Origin of the sequence: Phenylobacterium sp. (assembly GCF_030646615.1) — a bacterium.
Taxonomy (GTDB): domain Bacteria; phylum Pseudomonadota; class Alphaproteobacteria; order Caulobacterales; family Caulobacteraceae; genus Phenylobacterium.
Genome location: NZ_JAUSLG010000036.1, coordinates 1 through 17,870 on the forward strand (window position 1 = coordinate 1; position 17,870 = coordinate 17,870).

Genomic DNA, 17,870 nt, shown 5'->3' on the forward strand with positions numbered 1-17,870 from the left:
CTGTTCATCGGCCTGGAAAACGACATCGACGGCATGGTCCACCTGTCCGACCTGGACTGGACCGCGCCCGGCGAGGAAGTCATCACGCGCTACCAGAAGGGCGAGATGGTCAAGGCTCAGGTCCTGGACGTCGACGTCGAGAAGGAGCGTATCTCGCTCGGCATCAAGCAACTGGCCGGCGACCCGATGGCCGGCGACTCCTACCGCAAGGGCCAGACCGTGACCGTCACGGTCACCGAGGTCACCACCGGCGGCATCGAAGTGCGTCTGGGGGATGAAGAAGCCCCGATGACGGCCTTCATCCGCAAGTCGGACCTGTCGCGCGATCGCGCCGACCAGCGCCCCGAGCGCTTCGCCGTGGGCGACCGCGTCGACGCCCAGGTGGCCAATGTCGACAAGGCGGCCCGTCGCCTGTCCCTGTCGATCAAGGCCCTGGAAATGGCCGAAGAGAAGGAAGCCATCGAGCAGTTCGGCTCGTCGGACTCCGGCGCCTCCCTGGGCGACATCCTGGGTGCGGCCCTGCGCGAAAAGGGCGGCAAGGACTAAGCGTCCTTCAGCCTCTCGTAAGCTGAACGAGGCCCTGTCCGGTTTTCCGGGCAGGGCCTTTTTCTTGGCCGATTTCTGGTTCTTGGCCAGTTTCTGGGTCGATCGGGGGCCTACGGCTGAGCTTGGCCGGATCGAGCCTTGATCATCCCCGGGGACTCGCCCATGGTCGCGGCCGCCGAAAGAGCGAAAAAGACCCATGATCAAATCTGAACTGATCGCCCGCCTGGCCGAGGAAAATCCCCATCTGACGCAGCGCGATATCGAGCGCGTCGTGGGGGTGATCCTGGAGCGGATGATTGTCGCCCTGGAAGAGGGCGGCCGTGTCGAGCTCCGGGGCTTCGGCGCCCTTTCGGTGCGCGCCCGCGACGCCAGGTCCGGCCGCAATCCCCGCACCGGCGAGCCGGTGGACGTCCGCGCCAAGCACGTGCCCTTCTTCAAGAGCGGCAAGGAACTGCGCGAGCGGTTGAACGCTGACTGACAGCTGGCCGCCGCCGCGCCCATTTTCAGCCTGACCGGAGGAGTCCCGGCTTGAGTATCGTCTCCGAATTCCGCGAATTCATCTCCCGCGGCAATGTCATCGACCTGGCTGTCGGCGTGATCATCGGCGCCTCGTTCAACGCCATCGTCAAAAGCCTGGTCGATCAGATCATCATGCCGCCCATCGGCCTGCTGACCGGCGGCATCGACTTCTCCCGGCTCAAATGGGTGCTGCGGCCCGAGGACCCCACGACCGAGGCGGTGGAGCAGGTGGCCATCATGTATGGCGCCTTCATCAATACGTTGATCCAGTTCGTCATCGTCGCCTGGGCGGTCTTCATGCTGGTGAAGCTGGTCAACGCCATGCGCCGCAAGGAGGCCGAGCAGCCCCCGGAGGCCAAGCCGGCGCCGACCGCCACCGAGGTGCTGCTGATGGAGATCCGCGACCAGCTCAAGGCCCAGAACGGCGTTCACGACAGCCTGCCCCCGAAGGCCTGAGGCGCAAGGCGCCTTGCCCTAAGGCCCCGCCATCCCCTAATCCACGGGACCATGAGCCCTCCCCGCATCGCCACCAAGATCTGCGGCCTGTCGACGCCGCAGGCGGTCAGCGCCGCCCTGGACGGCGGGGCGGCCTATCTGGGCTTCGTGTTTTTCGACAGGAGCCCGCGCAATATTGACCTGCAGGACGCCGCCCGCCTGGCCGAGCCGGCGCGGGGGCGGGCCCAGATCGTGGCGGTGACCGTCGATCCCTCCGACGCCCTGCTCGACCGGATCGAGACCGGGCTCAATCCCGACTTCATCCAGCTGCACGGTAAGGAGCCGGCCGAACGGGTGCGGGCCGTGGGGGTGCGCACCGGCGCCAAGACCATCAAGGCCATGTCGATCTCCAGCGCGTCCGACCTGGACGCCGCCGCCCGCTATGAAGGGGCGTCCGACCACCTGATGTTCGACGCCAAGCCGCCAGAGGACGCCGTCATCCCCGGCGGGACCGGCGCGCGCTTCGACTGGAGCCTGATGATCGGCCGCCGTTTCACCCGCCCCTGGTTCCTGGCCGGCGGCCTCGATCCGTGGAATGCGGTTGAGGCCATCGCCCTCTCCGGCGCGCCTGTGGTGGACGTTTCCTCTGGCGTGGAACGCGGTCCCGGACTAAAGGACCCGGCCTTGATCACGGCGTTCCTGGACGCCGTGCGCCGCGCATGACGAGCATTTTGCAAGGACGCGCCGACCCGTGAACGCCCCCATTCCGCCCGCCACACCCAACGATTTCGCCGCCTATCCGGACGCCCAGGGCCGCTTCGGCCAATTCGGCGGGCGTTATGTGGCCGAGACGCTGATGCCGCTGGTCCTGGACCTGGAGGCCGCCTATCTCGCGAGCCGCGAAGACACCGCCTTCCAGGCCGAGCTGGCCGGCCTGCTGACCCACTATGTGGGCCGACCCTCGCCGCTCTATTTCGCCGAGCGGCTGACCGAGCATTTCGGCGGGGCGAAGATCTATTTCAAGCGCGAGGACCTGAACCACACCGGCGCGCACAAGATCAACAACTGCATCGGCCAGATCCTGCTGGCCCGGAAGATGGGCAAGACCCGCATCATCGCCGAGACTGGAGCTGGCCAGCACGGGGTGGCTACGGCCACCGTCTGCGCCCGGTTCGGCCTGCCCTGCGTGGTCTATATGGGCGCCGTCGATGTGGCGCGGCAGAAGCCCAACGTCTTCCGCATGAACCTGCTGGGGGCCGAGGTCACGCCGGTGACCAGCGGCGCCTCGACGCTCAAGGACGCCATGAACGAGGCCCTGCGCGACTGGGTCACGAATGTGGAGGACACCTACTACCTGATCGGCTCGGCCGCCGGGCCGCACCCCTATCCGATGATGGTCCGCGACTTCCAGGCGATCATGGGCCGGGAGATCCGCGAGCAGATCCTCGAGGCCGAGGGCCGCCTGCCCGACGCCGTGGTCGCCTGCGTCGGCGGCGGCTCCAACGCCATCGGCACCTTCCACCCCTTCCTGAATGACGAGTCGGTGCGGATCATCGGGGTCGAGGCGGCCGGGGACGGCATGGGCACCGATCGCCACGCCGCGGCCATCAATGGCGGTCGCCCGGGGGTCCTGCACGGCAACAAGACCTATCTGCTGCAGGACGCCGAGGGCCAGATCACCGAGGCCCACTCCATCTCGGCCGGTCTCGACTATCCCGGCATCGGACCCGAGCATTCCTGGCTGCATGATGTGGGCCGGGCGCAGTATCTGACCGCCACCGACATCGAGGCCCTGGACGCCTTCAAGCTCTGCGCCGAGCTGGAGGGCATCATCCCGGCCCTGGAATCCTCGCACGCCATCGCCCGCCTGCCCGACATCGCCCGCGAGGTCGGCAAGGGTGGGATCGTGGTGATGAACCTGTCGGGCCGGGGCGACAAGGACGTGGCCACCGTGGCCGACCACCTGGGACGCACGATTTGACGAAATCCCGTATCGAGGCGCGGTTCGCCGCCCTGAAGGCCCAGGACCGGGCCGCCTTCGTGGCCTATGTGATGGCCGGCGATCCCGACCGCGCCACCGCGCTGAAGATCCTGCAGGGCCTGCCCGCCGCCGGCGCCGATCTGATCGAGCTGGGCTTCCCCTTTTCCGATCCCATGGCCGAGGGGCCGCCGATCCAGAAGGCCGCCCAGCGCGCCCTGAAGAACGGCATGACCCTGAAGGGCGTCCTCGACCTGGCCGCGGAATTCCGGCAGGGCGATGACGTCACGCCGCTGATCCTGATGGGCTATCTGAACCCCCTGGTGACCTGGGGCTTCGAGGCCTTCGCCCAGGCCGCGGCCCAGGCCGGGATCGATGGCCTGATCATCGTCGACTGCCCACCGGAGGAGGCTGATCCCCTGGCCGACGCCCTGGACGCCGCCGACATCTCCCTGATCCGCCTGGCCACCCCGACCACCGACGACAAGCGCCTGCCGGTGGTGCTGCGGCGGACCTCGGGCTTCGTCTATTATGTCTCGGTGACCGGGGTGACCGGCGCCAAGGAGGCCGACGCCGAGGCCGTGCGCCCGGCCGTGGCCCGCATCCGCGCCGCCTCTGGCCTGCCGGTGGCGGTGGGTTTCGGCATCCGCACGCCTGAGCGGGCTGGCGCCATCGCCCGGGTGGCCGACGCCGCGGTGGTCGGCTCAGCCCTGGTGGACGAGGTGGCCGAGGCCCTGGCGGTGAACGAAGACGTGACCGGACGTGTTCTTTCCAAAGTCCGCGCCCTGGCCGAGGCTGTTCGCCAAGCCAGAACTTCCCTCCCGGCCTAGATCGAACCCATGGCTGACCAGAAAAACGAAAAACCGGCGCGGCCTCAGGGAAGCCAGGGCGGCTGGCTCTCCCGGATCGCGCCCGGCATCCGCAACGCCTTCGTCAAGCGCGAGACGCCGGAGAATCTGTGGGTCAAGTGCCCCGACAGCGGCGAGATGATCTATCGCCCCGACCTGGAGGCCGCCCTGTGGGTGACGCCCTCGGGCCACCACATGCGCATCGGCGCCAAGGACCGCCTGACCATCACCTTCGATGAGGGCGCCTACGACAAGATCTCCACCCCGCACGTGGTCGAAGATCCGCTGAAATTCCCCGACGACCGGCCCTATGGCGAGCGCCTGAAGGCGGCCCGCAAGGCTACCGGCGAGCACGACGCCATGGCCATCGGCGTCGGCAGGATCGGCGGTCTCGAGACCGTGGTCGTCGTCCAGGACTTCGCCTTCATGGGCGGCTCCCTGGGCATGGCGGCCGGCGAGACATTCATCAAGGCCGCCCATGAGGCCATCGCCCGCCAGTGCCCCTTCGTGATCTTCACCGCCTCGGGCGGGGCGCGGATGCAGGAGGGGACGCTCTCCCTGATGCAGATGGCCCGCACGACCCTGGCGGTGAACGAACTGCGGGCCGCGGGCCTGCCCTATATCGTCGTGCTGACCGATCCCACCTCCGGCGGGGTGACCGCCTCCTACGCCATGTTGGGCGATGTGCATCTGGCCGAGCCCAATGCGATGATCGCCTTTTCCGGCCGCCGCGTGATCGAGCAGACCATCCGCGAGATCCTGCCGCCGGGCTTCCAGCGCTCGGAGTTCCTGGCCGAGCGGGGCATGGTCGACCGGGTGGTCAGCCGCCCGGATCTGCCGGCCATGCTGAGCTCGATCCTCACCACCCTGATGATGGGACGCGCCCGCTCGACAGCCGCCTGACCCCCGCCAAAGCCGTCCTCCCCCAAGGCCCCGCCGCGCGAGCGCTTGCCCATGTATGATCCGATCCGGGCCTCAGACGCGGTGATCGCCCGCCTGCGCGCCAATCATCCCAGTCTGATCGACCTGACCACCGGCCGGGTCGAGCGCCTGCTGGCCGCCCTGGATCACCCTGAACGTCGCCTGCCGCCGGTGATCCATGTGGCCGGCACCAACGGCAAGGGCTCGACGGTGGCCTATATGCGCGCCATGGCCGAGGCGGCGGGCCTCGAGGTCCACGCCCTGACCTCGCCGCATCTGGTGCGCTTCGCCGAACGCATCCGGGTGGCCGGCGAGCTGATCACCGATGACCGGCTGGAAGCCCTGATCGCCGAGGTCGAGGCGGCCAATGCGGGCGAACCCATCAGCTTCTTCGAGATCACCACGGTGCTCGCCCTGCAGGCCTTCGCCCAGACCCCGGCCGACCTGTGCCTGATCGAGGTGGGCCTGGGGGGCCGCTTCGACGCCACCAACATCTTCGATGCGCCAGCCGTGAGCGTCATCACCCCGGTGGACTATGATCACCTGGAGATGCTGGGACCGGAGCTGTCCAAGATCGCCTGGGAGAAGGCCGGGATCATCAAGGCCGGGCGGCCGGTGGTGGTCGCCCGCCAGATGGACGAGGCCCTGGCCGCCATCGAGGCCGAGGCCCGGAGCCTTTCGGCCCCGCTCACCCTGATGGGCCGGGACTTCGACGCCTGGGAGGCGGGCGGGCGCCTGCTGGTGCAGACTTCCGAGCGGCTGCTGGACCTGCCGCCGCCGGCCCTGTTTGGTCCCCACCAGTTCGCCAATGCCGGCCTGGCGGTCGCCGCCCTGCTGGCCCTGGACGATCCCCGCATCGAAGAGGACGCCATGGCCCGGGGCCTGGCGGCCACGGTCTGGCCCGCCCGCTTCCAGCGCCTGCGGGACGGGACACTCGGCAGGATGGCCCAGGAGCGGGGCGCCGATCTCTGGCTGGACGGCGGCCACAACCCCCACGCCGGAGCGGCGCTCGCCCAGGCCGTGGCGCGCCTGGTGGCTCGGGACCCGCGGCCCGTGGTGCTGGTCAGCGCCATGTTCGCCCGCAAGGACGCCCAGGGCTTCTTCGCCCCCTTCGGCGAGCTTGCCCCCCGTGTCGTCGCCACCAGCTTCGACTCCCCCAACGCCGCTCCGGCCGAGGAGATCGCCGCGGCCGCCCGGGGGGCGGGCCTGGCGGCCCAGACCGCTCCCGACGTCACCGCCGCCCTGGCCGCGGCCCTGGCCCTTGAGGGGCCTGCGCCCCACGTGCTGATCTGTGGCGGCCTGCACTTCGCCGGCGAGGTCCTGGCCATGGACCCGGAGACCTGGCCCCGCTGAGGCGAACTCGCCACATTTGCGGTGCTCAACCCGATCGCCGCGTCCTATGCTGGGTCCCTGCGCCCATCGGATTCTGGCGCCTTGCAACCGTCGAAGCCGGAGATCGACATGACCGCCTGCGCACGCTTCCGACCGCTGGTGGCCGCCGCCGCCCTGGTCCTGCTCGTGGCCTGCTCCGATCGGGAGCGTGATCGGGCGCAACCGTCGGCCGAGGCGCCGCCTGCGCCCGCCGCCGCGCCGGAGACGACGCCGCCGGTTCCGACCCTGCCGGCGGTGGATGTGGCCAATGCCGAGCAGTTCGTCACCGACGAGGGCGACCGGCTGGAGAGCCTGACCTTCGACCCCGTGGGCGAGATGACGGTGGAGGGGGTGGCCGACGGCTCTGTGGCCCCCATCTACGCCGTGCCGGTGGCGGCCGGCCAGACCCTGACGGCCACCTTGGAATCGTCGAGCAGCAACATCTATTTCAACATCAGCGACGCCGCCGACCACAGTGGCGCGGCGCTCTTCCGCGGGGAGGTCCAGGGCGAGGCCGCCAGCCTCACCGCCCCGCGCGACATGACCTATGTCCTGACCCCGTTCCAGCCGCGGGCGACGGCCCGCCGCGCGGAGACCGCCCCCTATCGCCTGACCGTGGCGCGGAACTGAGCCGCGGCCGGGGCGGGCGCACGGCGCTTTCTTTGGGAAGGTGGCGAGGGGGTGGCCGAGACGGCCTTGCCGGGCTAAGGGCCTGCCATGGCGAAAACCAACCAGAACCCCGAGTTCGAGATCAAGGTCGAGGGCGAGCCCTATGTCTGGCGCATCCAGCGCCAGCCCCAGTGGTCCAGCGACACGGCCGGCTGGCGCGGCATGGCGATCGCCGTGCGCCACCAGGAGGGCCAGCGCGAAGCCGTGGTGGAGTTTCCTCCCGGCCGCCAGCCCAAATACGGCGCCCCCCAGCTCCAACCCTCGCAGATCGGGACCGAGCTGGTGGCCCGGGCCATCGCCTCGGCCATCGGGGCCGGATGGGAGCCCCTGTCCCGGGGCAAGACCGTCACCATCGTCGTCGATGCTGAGGGCCGCTGAGGCGGTCAGGCGGGCCGTTGAAAGAACGTCTGCAAGAGCCAGCCGAGCAGGGTGACGCCTAAGAGGGCGAGCAGCAGATACCGCCACAGGGCGTAATTAGGTCGTTCGAGGTCCGCGGGCCGTTCGCGCCGCCCAGGCCGCACGGCAGCGGAGCGCAGGAGAACCCAGTCCGTCGCATCGTCCTCATCATAGACGAAGCCTGTATAGTGGCCGACCACCTGCATGGGGACCTCGAAGACGTAATCGACGTCTTCCTCGCCCGCCTGCGCCTTGAGCGCCTTGGCCTTGAGGTCCGCGAGGATGGCCGGCGGCGCGCCTTCCACCGCCAGGGGGCGGGCCTCGTCGTCCGGGTCGTGCGTCACCGACCACTGAAGCTCGCCGCCGTGATATCCGTGGGCCTCGGAATACATGACGATGGTGGACATCTCACATCCGACCGCCATCTGGTCCGTGGTGGCGGCGGCCGTGGCGAGATCATCGGCCAGATCCAAGTCCCGTTCGCTCGTCACGACGAACCAGCCCCCGGGAAAGGTCCGGCAGGTGAAGCCGCCATCAAACCAGTCGCCGGCCGGCGCATCAGGCACGGGCTCCAGCCCAAGCACGCCCAGAACCTCTTCCTGCGAGGCGCCCTGCACCCCGATCCAAGCCGCCCTCATGGCGCCCTCCCTTCTTGCCTAGACGGGTATTGCTCCAGCCCCTGCTCCCATGGATACAGGATAGAGGCCGGCAGGCCAAAGACGGCCCCGATATCCCGTGGCAGGACGTGGTCAACGCGGTAGTTTTTGAAGGCCTTGACGGCCTGTAGCTGGCGCTTGGAGAGCCTTGCGGATCGGCCAAACTTTGACTCGATAAGTTCGCTGACGACCCCATTCCGGTATGAGCGAAGATCCGGAAAGGTGTAACCGCCCCCAGGGAGATCTTCCTTGGTTTTTGCCGCAGGTCCGGTTCTGTCACCACGCACAAAATTTCTGATGCGAGACGCTTGTTCTCCGGTCAGCTCCTTGTCCTTCCTGGACATGCTATCAGCGTGCCGTGTTGCGCTCCGGCCCACCAATCCCCCGACGATGGCCGCAGCGGCGGCGGACTCCCGCCCCCGTGCCGCCGATTGCGTATCAAGGCCGCCGTCCAGCGTGTCCTGGGCCACTGACTCGGTGAGCCCGGCAGCGGCGCTCGCTTGGGCTACATTGCCGCGCCGAGCAGCCAAGGCGCCGAGCGCTCCGCCGACAACGGCGCCGCCATAGTCGCCTGGCGTTCCGATCTTCCGACGCGAGATGTCGCCAGCCGCTTGGCCGATGGCGCCGACCCCGCCACCCGCCCCAGCTAGAGCGGCGGTCTCTCGGAAAATGAGCGGCGCAGCCTGCGCGATGCGAACACCTCGGGCGGCGGGGACGAGCGCCGCCCCCAGTGGACCAAGGAGCGCCCCGGTGACGAGCACCTGACCCCCGACCCCCAGGACCTGACCAGTGGTCCTTGCTGCGGCATAGTTTTGAGCATCGGCGGCGTCCCGCGCGCGCTCTTGCGCCATCCGATTCTGGTACGAAGCGCCGAAATCGTCTCCCTGAACAACATCGCCCACAGCGCCGAGGCCGGCATAGGCTTGGTCGCCCAGGCCGAGGGTGAATGCATCTTGCGCGCCGCGTGCGGCGGCGAGGAACTGAGCCGTCGCCTCCTGCCGCCAATCCTGAGCGGTTGGGGCTGGCTGCGCTGGGGCTGGCTTCCGGGTTGGCGTCGACGGATTCGATGGCTTGGGAGGCGCTATGGACCTTGCTGCCGGACGAGGCAGGACTCGGCTTGCGCCGGCTTCCATGAGCTGTTCAGTTTTTGAAACCACGGCGCTCTGAGCCGACTGCGCCGCTCTTTCCACGCCCCGACGGTACGTGTCCAAGGCCTGTTCGGACCGCTGAAGACCGCGTTGCAACTCCACCTCACGCGCGGCAATCCAGCCTTTCATATCGCCCACGCCACGGCGCAGGGCGTCCTGAAACTGTCTCAAGTCATGCTCCTCGATCGGACCGATGGCGACTTCTCGCTCAGCGCGAGTTGAGGCCCGATACTACCACGGTTAAGCTTTGTGGCAAGAACAAACAAGGAACATTCTGGATCGGCCGGCCCTACCGTCGCGCCGCCGCCCTTTGCGCGAAGACGCGGGTGACGTCGGCCATGTTTTCCGTGCCCCAGGTACAGAGGGGGACCAGGGCCTGGGCCAGGCTGTGGCCGAGCGGGGTGAGGCTGTAGTCCACCCGCGGCGGGACCTCCTTGTAGTCGGTCCGCTTGATCAGATCGTCGGCCTCCAGCTCCTTGAGCTGCTGGATCAGCATCTTGTCGCTGGCGTCGCGCACGGCCCGGCGGAGCTCGCCATAGCGGGTCGGGCCGTCTTGCGCGAGGAAGTAGAGGATCAGCGGTTTCCACTTGCCGGCGATCACCCGCAGCGTCGCGTCGAGGCCGCAGGTGAAGCCGGGCAGGGTCGGCGTGCAGGTCGGGGTCGAAGAATCCTGGGACATTTTTAGGTACTTACCAAAAGGTGCATACTTGTCGATAGGTGGGCGCCTAGCCAGCTCTGTGCAACCTTAATCCAGGAGCACATTGTGAACAGACTTCAGGGCAAGACCGCCGTGATCACCGGCGGGGCCAGCGGCATCGGACTGGGCGCCGCCAGGCGGTTCATCGAGGAAGGCGCCTTCGTCTTCCTCTTCGGGCGACGGCAGGGTCAGCTGGACGCCGCGGTGGCCGAGCTGGGGGGCCAGGCGCGGGGGGTGCAGGGCTCGGTGACCGATCTGGCCGACCTCGACCGGCTTTATGCGGCCGTGAAGGCCGAACGGGGCGGGCTCGACATCCTGCTCGCCAATGCGGGAACGGGCTCGTTCGCGCCGCTGGGCGAACTGACGCCCGAGCAGTACGCGCAGACCTTCGACGTCAATGTGAAGGGCGTGATCTTCACGGTGCAGAAGGCCCTGCCGCTGATGGGCCCGGGTGGGTCGATCATCCTTACCGGCTCGACCACGGGGGTGATGGGGACGCCCGACTTCAGCATCTACAGCGCCAGCAAGGCCGCCGTGCGCAACCTGGCGCGCACCTGGGCCCTGGACCTGAAGGGGACCGGCATCCGCGTCAACGTCCTGTCGCCGGGGCCGACCACCACCGAACTGGCCCGGGAGGTGCTGGGCGAGGACGGCCTGGCGGCCATGGGCGCCTCCACCGTGCTCGGCCGCATGGGCGATCCGGCCGAGACCGGGGCCGTGGCCGCCTTCCTGGCCTCGTCCGACAGCAGCTTCATGACCGGCGGCGAAGTCTTCGTCGATGGCGGCCTGGCCCAGGTCTAGGGGGTCGGCGCCCGAGGGATCCGGTCCGTGGACCGGATCCCTCGGGCCTAGGCCCACAGGTCGCGGACGCAGCGCCCCGTGGACGGCGACTCGTCGAAGGTGTCGAGGCCGTCAAACTGGCGGATGGGCAGGTGCGCCACCGCCTCGGGCGGCGCCAGTCGTATATTGACCGCCATCCGCCGCCGACCATCGGCCCTGGGGCGCAGGCCCCGCCAGGCGAGCACCCCGGCGCAGGTGGGGCAGAACAGAATCTCCAGGGACGGATCGTCCTTGGCGGGGCGACGGTAGGAGGAGGTCGGCCCGCTGACCGCGATCCGCTCGCCCTCATAATCATAGGCCCACAGGGCGCCATAGCGGCGGCACAGGGTGCAGTTGCAGGCGGTGACGGAGCCCGGGTCCCCCTCCAGGGCCCAGCTGCTCTGCCCGCAGTGGCATGATCCGGTCAGCATGAGGTTCGGCCCCGCAGGATCTTGTCCATGGCCTTGCCTCGGGCCAGCTCGTCGACGAGCTTGTCCAGATAGCGGATCTCCCGCATCAGCGGATCTTCGATGTCCTCCACGCGGACGCCACAGATCACCCCCTTGATGCCGGCCCGGGCCGGATGAAGCTGCGGCGCCTCGGCGAAGAAGGTTCGGAAGTCCGACCCGTCGGCCAGCTGGGCCGCGAAGGCCTCGGGGCTGAAGCCGGTGAGCCAGAGGATGATCTGATCGACCTCGGCCCTGGTGCGGCCCTTGCGCTCGGCCTTGGCCACATAGTGCGGATAGACGCTGGCGAAGCTGGTCCTGTAGATGCGGTGTTCCGTCATGGGCGTGTTCGCAGGCCTGCGGAGGGCGGGGCGTCCGGTTCCCGGCGATCATGCCCCGGTTGGCCCTAGTCGTCGATGCCGGGGCGCAGCGGGTCGCGGCCGTCCAGGCCCTCAATGTGCCGACGTTGCTGGCGGACGCGGGCGCCGACGTCGTCCGGTCCGGGGCGATCGCGCTCGGGAGATTCAGGCTCTGAAGCCGGGGGGACGGACGAAGGGGGCGGGGTGTCGGGGTCAGCCATGGTCGCTCCTTGCCACCGGGATAACCGGCTGCGGCGAAGGCCGGTTCCTGCCTATCGGAACGCGCTCCAGGTGACACGTGCAGCGTCTGCGTCTATCATATGCGCATGACGAACGCGCATTCTTCCAGCCGCCAGCGCTTGAACCTCACCCTTCCAGGCGACCTTGTGGAAGAGGCCAAGGCCCTGGGCCTCAACCTCTCGCGGGCCTGTGAGAGCGGACTGGAGGCCGCGGTGGCCGCCGAACGCGCCCGTCGCTGGCAGGCCGAAAACCGCCCCTTCTTCGACGGGTACAATGCCAAGGTGGAGGCCGACGGTCTGCCGCTGGCCAAGTACCGCCAGTTCTGATGAAGAACGGCGTCTACAGGCTTCCCGGCGGCGTGCTGGTCGTTGATGTACAGTCTGACCTGCTCAATCCCACCAACACCCGCGTGGTGGTTCCGCTCATCCCGGCCGGGGACATTCAGGGCGCCCAGCCGGGACGCCTGACCCCCGTCTTCGAGGTCGAAGGCCAGGCTGTGATGCTCCTGCCCCTCCAGATGGCGGCCATCCCGCTTCGGGAAATGGGCCGCCAGCCGGTGCGCCTACTGACCGAGACCGAAGCCTATGCGGTCAGCGGCGCTCTGGGCGTGCTGTTCGAGGGCGTTTAGCCGAGCGGCGGGATATCAGACCGTCGGCACCGTGCCCCCGTCGATGACGATCTCCGTCCCGTGGATGGTGGCGGCCCGGTCGCTGGCCAGGAAGGCGATCAGGTCGGCGACTTCCTCAGGCGTGTTGGGCCGGCCGATGGGGATGCCGCCCAGCGCGCGCATCAAGTTCTGGCGGGCCGCCTCCACATCGCCGCCTTCGCTGGCCGCCAGCCGTTCGATCATCCGGGTGGCGGCCTCCGTCTCGGTGAAGCCCGGCGCGACGCTGAGCACGCGCACCCCCTTGGGTCCCAGCTCATTGGACAGGGCCTTGCTGTAGGCGCCCAGCGCCGCCTTGGCCGAGGCGTAGGCCAGGGTGGACTCATAGAGCGGCAGCCGACGCTGGATGGAGGTGACATGGACGATCACCCCATAGCCCTGGTCCAGCATGGCCGGGGCCAGGGCCCGGTCCAGGCGGACGGCTGAGAGCAGGTTCAGGTTCAGCTCATTCACCCAATGGTCCTCGGTCAGGGCCGCAAAGCCGCCGCCGGGCGTGGTCGACCCGCCGAGATTGTGGACGATGACGTCCACGCCGCCGAGCCGGTCCAGGACCACCTTCGCCAGCTCCGCCGCACCCTCGGGATGGGCGAGGTCGACGCCGTGGAACAGGTCCGGCTGGGCCAGGTCCGCCGGCCGGGTTCGGGCCGCGCGGAAGACCGTGGCGCCGGCGCTCGCCAGCCGGTCAGCCACCGCCCCGCCGACCCCTTGCGTGCCGCCGGTCACCAGCACCCGGCGGCCGGTGAACTCGGCGTTCGAAGGCCGCGGCGTGATCTCCAGGGCCTGGATCAGGTCGCCGGCCAGGCGGAAGGCGTAGCGCAGGTCGGCGCGGCCGCCGGGGAAGGTCCCCGTCACGTGGGCGGTCACCACGCCGCCATCGGCCGCGGGCTCGAAGCTGCGGGGCTCGGCGCGGAAGCTGTAGAGCGCTCGCGCCTCAGCGGCCCAGGCCCGCACGGCGTCGCGGCCATGGTGGTCGCGCCGTTCGTCGTGGATGTGCGCGTCCTGCGCGAAGCCGGCGGCCAGCGCCTCGGCGTCATCGGCCTCGGCGGCGGCGAAGTAGCGGGCGATGGGGGCGGGGAGTTTGATCATGGGGCTCGGGCCTCTGGGGTGGCGATACCCAGGATTTGGCGCTATACCGACGCCATGGCAAGAACCGACAAAATCGTAGGGTACTCACCTACAGGTAAGTTAGAGGACGTCACGCCGGACCTGGCGGCGAGCGGGGTCGAGACGGCCTTCCGCATGCTGGAGGGACGCTGGAAGATGGTGATCATCTTTCACCTCTTCGACCGCGAGGTGCTGCGGTTCTCCGAGCTGGAGCGCGCCATCCCCGGCGTCTCGCAGAAGATGCTGATCCAGCAGCTGCGGGACCTGGAGCGCGACGGCATCGTCGAGCGCCAGATCTACGCCCAGGTGCCGCCCAAGGTGGAATACCGGCTGACCGAATGGGGCCAGGCCATGTGCCCGGCCCTGGACTCGCTGCTGGAATGGGCGGCGCAGAAGCCCGCCGCCACCTAGGCCAGCTCGAACTGCCCGACGCGCTTGCGCAGGATGGCCTCGGCGTCGGCCATGATCCTGTCGATCAGCTCCTTCACCGTCGGGATGTCGTGGATCAGGCCGGCGACCATGCCGCAGGACCAGCCGCCGGCGTCCATCTCCCCGTCGCGCATGATGGCCGGATAGACGCCCGCCACCTCCGGCGCGATATCGGCGAAGGTGATGGCGGCCCCCATCTCCTTCTCCTTGGCCAGCAGGCGCTCCACGCCCGCGTTCACCAGGACCCGCTCGGTATTGCGCAGGGGCCGCATGATCAGCCGGGTGTCGAGCTCGCTGGCGTCCACCAGGGCCTGTTTCACATTGGGGTGCACCGGGGCTTCCTGGGTGGCGATAAAGCGGGTGCCCATATTGATCCCGTCGGCCCCCAGGCAGAGCGCCGCCGCCAGCGACCGGCCATCGGCCATGCCGCCCGAGGCCAGGAAGGGGATCTCCAGCTCCTCGGCCGCCCGGGGCAGCAGGATGAAGTTCGGCACGTCATCCTCGCCCGGATGGCCGCCGCATTCGAAGCCGTCGACGCTGACCGCGTCGCAGCCGATGGCCTGGGCCTTCAGCGCATGGCGAACGGCGGTGCACTTGTGGATCACCTTGATGCCCGCCTCCTTCAGGGCCGGCAGGTACTTCTGCGGATTATTGCCCGCCGTCTCGACGACCTTGACGCCCGACTTGACGATGGCCTCGACGAAGCCCGGATAGTCCGGCGGCGTCACCGAGGGCAGGAAGGTCAGGTTCACCCCGAACGGCTTGTCGGTCATCCCCCGGCACCGCGCGATCTCGGCGGTCAGCTTCTCCGGCGTCCCCTGGGTCAGGCCGGTGATGATGCCAAGCCCGCCGGCATTGGACACCGCCGCGGCCATCTCGGCGAAGCCCACATAGTGCATGCCGCCCTGGACGATCGGATGCTCGACGCCGAGCAGGTCTGTGATGCGGGTCTTCATGGTCGGCTCCTCCCGGGGGCTGTGTTTGTTGGGTCGGAGTCGTGCGCGGAATGGGGGGCGTGTGCAAGTGGGGGGTGGCGGCGCTGGAACCTAAAACTAGCGCGTCTGGGCTTGGTACAAGAAACGACCTTTGGAAGGCTTGCTCGTAACTGCATCGGGACTTAGCCGAGGAGGGCGGCGCATGCCTAAAGGCCGATCCCAACAGTCGTTGAGGTCGGCGGAATGATCAGCTGGTTGCCAGAAGAGCGCGAGCTCTTTGCTCCAAAGCCGCTGTAGATCAATCAAGGGGAGATTGCGCGGCCGGCCGAAACGGTTAATGACCGATATGGGGGAGTCGGAATGATCAGCGAAATCTCGATCCGCAATTTTCGGTCCATCGGCTCGGCGGACATCCGAGGGGACTGGATCACTACGTTTGTGGGCGCCAACGACGCCGGCAAGTCGAACGTACTGCGCGCGCTTAACCTATTTTTCAACGGCGAGACGAACCCTGGGGAAAAATTCAGTTTCGCGCGTGACTACAATCAATTCGCGGAGGCTCGGCAGCGGCGCGCGCCGCAAATTGAGGTCACGCTGACCATTACCCTACCGGCGAGCTACCAGCGCGAGGACAAGCCGGCTGAGGTCAGATGGACGAAGGTTTGGCGGTTAGAGGGCGAGGTCGCCCGGATGGAGACCCGCGCTTACGCAGACGGGTCTGAGTTTGTAGCGCGTAGCAAAGTGCCGGCGCTGCTCGATCGCATCCAGTACACTTATATTCCGGCCATCAAAGATCGCGCCTTCTTCGCCGACCTGAACGGCCGGCTGTACGAGGTGCTCGCCTCCGTAGCCAAAGAACCACTGCAGGACTCGGCGGGCGCATTCCAAGAGCAGTTGGGCGCACAGCTCCGTGAGCTTCTGGAGAGCATCCAAACGGCATTCGGCGGCGAAGCCTCGATGCGCCTTCCAGATGACCTTCGCGCCATCTTTGAGAGCCTAGAAATCAACTCGGGTGAGGTACCGCTGTCGCGGCGCGGAGATGGGATCAAGATTCGCCATATCCCAATGATCCTCCGGTTCATCGCCAAGAAGCGGGATGACCTACTGACGCACGGTGGGGTCAAGTACACCCACATCTGGGGATTTGAGGAGCCCGAGAATAATGTCGAGATGTCCGCAGCCTTCGCTATGGCGTCCGAACTGGTGGACTTGGTCGCAGACAGCGACGCATTCCAGCTTTTCCTGACGACCCACTCTCCGATCTTCTATCGGCTAGACCAGCAAGCTCGCGCCAATCCGGACTGGGTTGTCTCGCACTTCGTGGATAAATTCGAAGGCAGCACACGGATCGCGAGCAAGGCGCCGGACGACGTAGATGAAACTATGGGTCTGATGCCCCTCGTCGCGCCCTACGTCGCCAAGGCTAAAGCGCGGTTTGACGAGGTCGAGGCGGAGTTGCGGCTAGCGCGCGAACTGGCCGACCAGAAGAAGCCAATGCTTTTTGTGGAAGGCGCAAGCGACAAGCGGGTCCTGAAGAAAGCGTGGGAACTGTTTAGCGGCAAGGCACCGGACGCGATCCATGTATGTGACGGCAGCGGTGCCTACGGAGGCGCCAATGCCCTGCGCAGCCGTGCTCTCGCCTGGCTGCTGACCGTTCGCCACCGTCCTGTGAAAGATCGAGTGCCCGCAATCGCCCTCTTCGACGCCGACCCGGCGGGGACTGAGGCGCGCGTCATGCTCGCGGAAGACATCGCGCGCCTCGATGTCGGCCTGCCGATCTTTAAGGTGCTAGCGCTTCCGGCGCCGCCGGTCCTCGTGCCGCTGCTCAAGAAGGGATTCCGGCTCCCCATTGATCTGGAGGCTTATCTCACCGACGACATGTGGCAGGCATGCAGCGATAAAGCGTGGCTGGAAGAGGTCGAGGACCCGGAGCGGCGGCTCTCCAGCACCATGGTGCGGAAGCTCGCCAAGGGCGGCGCTAGCCCATATGCCGGATTGGAAGCTGCGGAGCTTCTTCGCTTGGGATCGAAGTTCAGTGACAACGGGAAGGATCGCGTATCCCGCCAACTTGCGAACATGAAAGATGCTCCAGCGCGGGTGCAACTCGCAGCATTTGAGCCCATGATCACGCAGATTTCCGCACATCTCACCGCCTGACCTCGGTCAATATCGGGGCGGAACCCGCAGCGTTCTGATCGGGAGGAAGTCCCCAACAGGCGACGCGAGCTGAATGTCGATTCCGGCCGATGAGTGTTTACTCTTGGTGCATAGCCATCGCCGCCCCCCAACGAAAAAGGGCCGGCTTTCGCCGACCCCTTCTGCATCTCTCAGGCCTCAGCCCGCAGGATCACGCCGCCGGCTGTTGGACCCCGGCTTCGGAGAGCCATTCGAGGATCTTTTGCTTGGGCATGGCGCCGACCTTCATGGACGACATCTGGCCGTCCTTGAACAGCATCATGGTCGGGATGCCGCGGACGCCGTAGCGCGAGGGGGTGGTCGGGCTGTCTTCGATGTTCAGCTTGGCGATGGTGACCTGGCCGGCCAGGTCGTCGGAGATCTGCTCGAGCGCCGGGGCGATCTGCTTGCAGGGGCCGCACCACTCGGCCCAGAAGTCCACCAGGACCGGGCCTTGCGCCTGCAGCACGTCTTTCTCGAAGGAGTCGTCGGTGACGGTGACGGTGCTCATGGGA

General features: G+C 67.8%; 23 protein-coding genes. 15 read left to right on the plus strand and 8 right to left on the minus strand.

Annotated elements, in window-relative coordinates; translation table 11 throughout:
• The 10 genes from Q7S93_RS05350 to Q7S93_RS05395 all read left to right on the plus strand — a co-directional run.
• Positions 1–546, plus strand: a 546-nt coding sequence (locus Q7S93_RS05350; RefSeq protein WP_304712706.1) for a S1 RNA-binding domain-containing protein, incomplete at its 5' end; no start/stop codon positions are given.
• A 196-nt stretch (positions 547–742) separates the two neighbouring features.
• Positions 743–1,024, plus strand: a complete 282-nt coding sequence (locus tag Q7S93_RS05355; RefSeq protein ID WP_293411484.1) for an integration host factor subunit beta — start codon at positions 743–745, stop codon at positions 1,022–1,024.
• A 50-nt stretch (positions 1,025–1,074) separates the two neighbouring features.
• Complete coding sequence (gene mscL / locus Q7S93_RS05360) at positions 1,075–1,521, plus strand: large-conductance mechanosensitive channel protein MscL (protein WP_304712707.1); 447 nt, start codon at positions 1,075–1,077, stop codon at positions 1,519–1,521.
• Positions 1,522–1,572: 51 nt separating this feature from the next.
• Positions 1,573–2,223 (plus strand): phosphoribosylanthranilate isomerase, encoded by a 651-nt coding sequence (locus Q7S93_RS05365; protein ID WP_304712708.1) that lies wholly within the window; start codon positions 1,573–1,575, stop codon positions 2,221–2,223.
• A gap of 40 nt (positions 2,224–2,263) precedes the next feature.
• Positions 2,264–3,481 carry a tryptophan synthase subunit beta gene (trpB, locus tag Q7S93_RS05370; protein WP_370652079.1) on the plus strand — a complete coding sequence of 406 codons (1,218 nt, stop codon included), beginning with the start codon at positions 2,264–2,266 and terminating at the stop codon, positions 3,479–3,481.
• Positions 3,478–4,308 (plus strand): tryptophan synthase subunit alpha, encoded by an 831-nt coding sequence (trpA, locus tag Q7S93_RS05375; protein ID WP_304712710.1) that lies wholly within the window; start codon positions 3,478–3,480, stop codon positions 4,306–4,308. Before trpB ends, trpA begins: the two co-directional genes overlap by 4 nt.
• Before the next feature lie 9 nt (positions 4,309–4,317).
• Entirely contained in the window at positions 4,318–5,229 is a 912-nt protein-coding gene (gene accD / locus Q7S93_RS05380; protein WP_304712711.1) for an acetyl-CoA carboxylase, carboxyltransferase subunit beta, read from the plus strand.
• A gap of 51 nt (positions 5,230–5,280) precedes the next feature.
• The gene (locus Q7S93_RS05385) at positions 5,281–6,600 is read left to right on the plus strand and encodes a bifunctional folylpolyglutamate synthase/dihydrofolate synthase (protein ID WP_304712712.1); all 1,320 of its coding nucleotides are present in this window, start codon (positions 5,281–5,283) and stop codon (positions 6,598–6,600) included.
• An 81-nt stretch (positions 6,601–6,681) separates the two neighbouring features.
• Entirely contained in the window at positions 6,682–7,248 is a 567-nt protein-coding gene (locus Q7S93_RS05390) for a hypothetical protein (RefSeq protein WP_304712713.1), read from the plus strand.
• Positions 7,249–7,335: 87 nt separating this feature from the next.
• Positions 7,336–7,665: a hypothetical protein gene (locus Q7S93_RS05395; protein WP_300579107.1), complete on the plus strand. Its 330-nt coding sequence runs from the start codon at positions 7,336–7,338 to the stop codon at positions 7,663–7,665.
• A gap of 5 nt (positions 7,666–7,670) precedes the next feature.
• Here the strand turns inward: Q7S93_RS05395 and Q7S93_RS05400 are convergent, their stop codons facing one another.
• From Q7S93_RS05400 to Q7S93_RS05410, 3 genes are all read right to left on the minus strand, one after another.
• Complete coding sequence (locus Q7S93_RS05400) at positions 7,671–8,321, minus strand: hypothetical protein (protein ID WP_304712715.1); 651 nt, start codon at positions 8,319–8,321, stop codon at positions 7,671–7,673.
• Positions 8,318–9,658, minus strand: coding sequence for a hypothetical protein (locus Q7S93_RS05405; protein WP_304712716.1), 1,341 nt, complete (start codon positions 9,656–9,658; stop codon positions 8,318–8,320). Before Q7S93_RS05405 ends, Q7S93_RS05400 begins: the two co-directional genes overlap by 4 nt.
• Before the next feature lie 118 nt (positions 9,659–9,776).
• On the minus strand, positions 9,777–10,166 hold the full coding sequence (locus tag Q7S93_RS05410; protein WP_304712717.1) for a winged helix-turn-helix transcriptional regulator: 390 nt from the start codon (positions 10,164–10,166) through the stop codon (positions 9,777–9,779).
• 84 nt (positions 10,167–10,250) lie between these two features.
• On the opposite strand from Q7S93_RS05410, the gene Q7S93_RS05415 reads away from it, so the two are divergent.
• Complete coding sequence (locus tag Q7S93_RS05415; protein ID WP_304712718.1) at positions 10,251–10,985, plus strand: SDR family NAD(P)-dependent oxidoreductase; 735 nt, start codon at positions 10,251–10,253, stop codon at positions 10,983–10,985.
• Positions 10,986–11,032: 47 nt separating this feature from the next.
• Here the strand turns inward: Q7S93_RS05415 and Q7S93_RS05420 are convergent, their stop codons facing one another.
• Together Q7S93_RS05420 and Q7S93_RS05425 are read right to left on the minus strand one after the other, a co-directional pair.
• Positions 11,033–11,434 carry a GFA family protein gene (locus Q7S93_RS05420; protein WP_304712719.1) on the minus strand — a complete coding sequence of 134 codons (402 nt, stop codon included), beginning with the start codon at positions 11,432–11,434 and terminating at the stop codon, positions 11,033–11,035.
• Positions 11,428–11,790, minus strand: coding sequence for a DUF2200 domain-containing protein (locus Q7S93_RS05425; RefSeq protein ID WP_304712720.1), 363 nt, complete (start codon positions 11,788–11,790; stop codon positions 11,428–11,430). Before Q7S93_RS05425 ends, Q7S93_RS05420 begins: the two co-directional genes overlap by 7 nt.
• A 377-nt stretch (positions 11,791–12,167) precedes the next feature.
• Between Q7S93_RS05425 and Q7S93_RS05430 the strand changes: the two genes are divergently transcribed.
• Both Q7S93_RS05430 and Q7S93_RS05435 read left to right on the plus strand, forming a co-directional pair.
• Entirely contained in the window at positions 12,168–12,374 is a 207-nt protein-coding gene (locus tag Q7S93_RS05430; protein WP_304712721.1) for a type II toxin-antitoxin system CcdA family antitoxin, read from the plus strand.
• Positions 12,374–12,676 carry a CcdB family protein gene (locus Q7S93_RS05435; RefSeq protein ID WP_304712722.1) on the plus strand — a complete coding sequence of 101 codons (303 nt, stop codon included), beginning with the start codon at positions 12,374–12,376 and terminating at the stop codon, positions 12,674–12,676. Before Q7S93_RS05430 ends, Q7S93_RS05435 begins: the two co-directional genes overlap by 1 nt.
• 15 nt (positions 12,677–12,691) lie before the next feature.
• Here Q7S93_RS05435 and Q7S93_RS05440 read toward each other — a convergent pair whose 3' ends face one another.
• On the minus strand, positions 12,692–13,798 hold the full coding sequence (locus Q7S93_RS05440) for an oxidoreductase (protein ID WP_304712723.1): 1,107 nt from the start codon (positions 13,796–13,798) through the stop codon (positions 12,692–12,694).
• A gap of 54 nt (positions 13,799–13,852) precedes the next feature.
• Here Q7S93_RS05440 and Q7S93_RS05445 point away from each other — a divergent pair, with 54 nt between their 5' ends.
• Positions 13,853–14,227, plus strand: coding sequence for a winged helix-turn-helix transcriptional regulator (locus tag Q7S93_RS05445; RefSeq protein WP_304712724.1), 375 nt, complete (start codon positions 13,853–13,855; stop codon positions 14,225–14,227).
• On the opposite strand, the gene Q7S93_RS05450 is transcribed toward Q7S93_RS05445, so the two are convergent.
• The gene (locus tag Q7S93_RS05450) at positions 14,224–15,201 is read right to left on the minus strand and encodes an NAD(P)H-dependent flavin oxidoreductase (RefSeq protein ID WP_304712725.1); all 978 of its coding nucleotides are present in this window, start codon (positions 15,199–15,201) and stop codon (positions 14,224–14,226) included. The two genes, Q7S93_RS05445 and Q7S93_RS05450, sit on opposite strands and share 4 nt — an antisense overlap.
• Positions 15,202–15,540: 339 nt before the next feature.
• On the opposite strand from Q7S93_RS05450, the gene Q7S93_RS05455 reads away from it, so the two are divergent.
• On the plus strand, positions 15,541–17,337 hold the full coding sequence (locus Q7S93_RS05455) for an ATP-dependent nuclease (protein WP_304712726.1): 1,797 nt from the start codon (positions 15,541–15,543) through the stop codon (positions 17,335–17,337).
• A 190-nt stretch (positions 17,338–17,527) separates the two neighbouring features.
• Here the strand turns inward: Q7S93_RS05455 and trxA are convergent, their stop codons facing one another.
• Complete coding sequence (gene trxA / locus Q7S93_RS05460) at positions 17,528–17,866, minus strand: thioredoxin (protein WP_304712727.1); 339 nt, start codon at positions 17,864–17,866, stop codon at positions 17,528–17,530.
• Between the last annotated feature and the right edge of the window lie 4 nt (positions 17,867–17,870).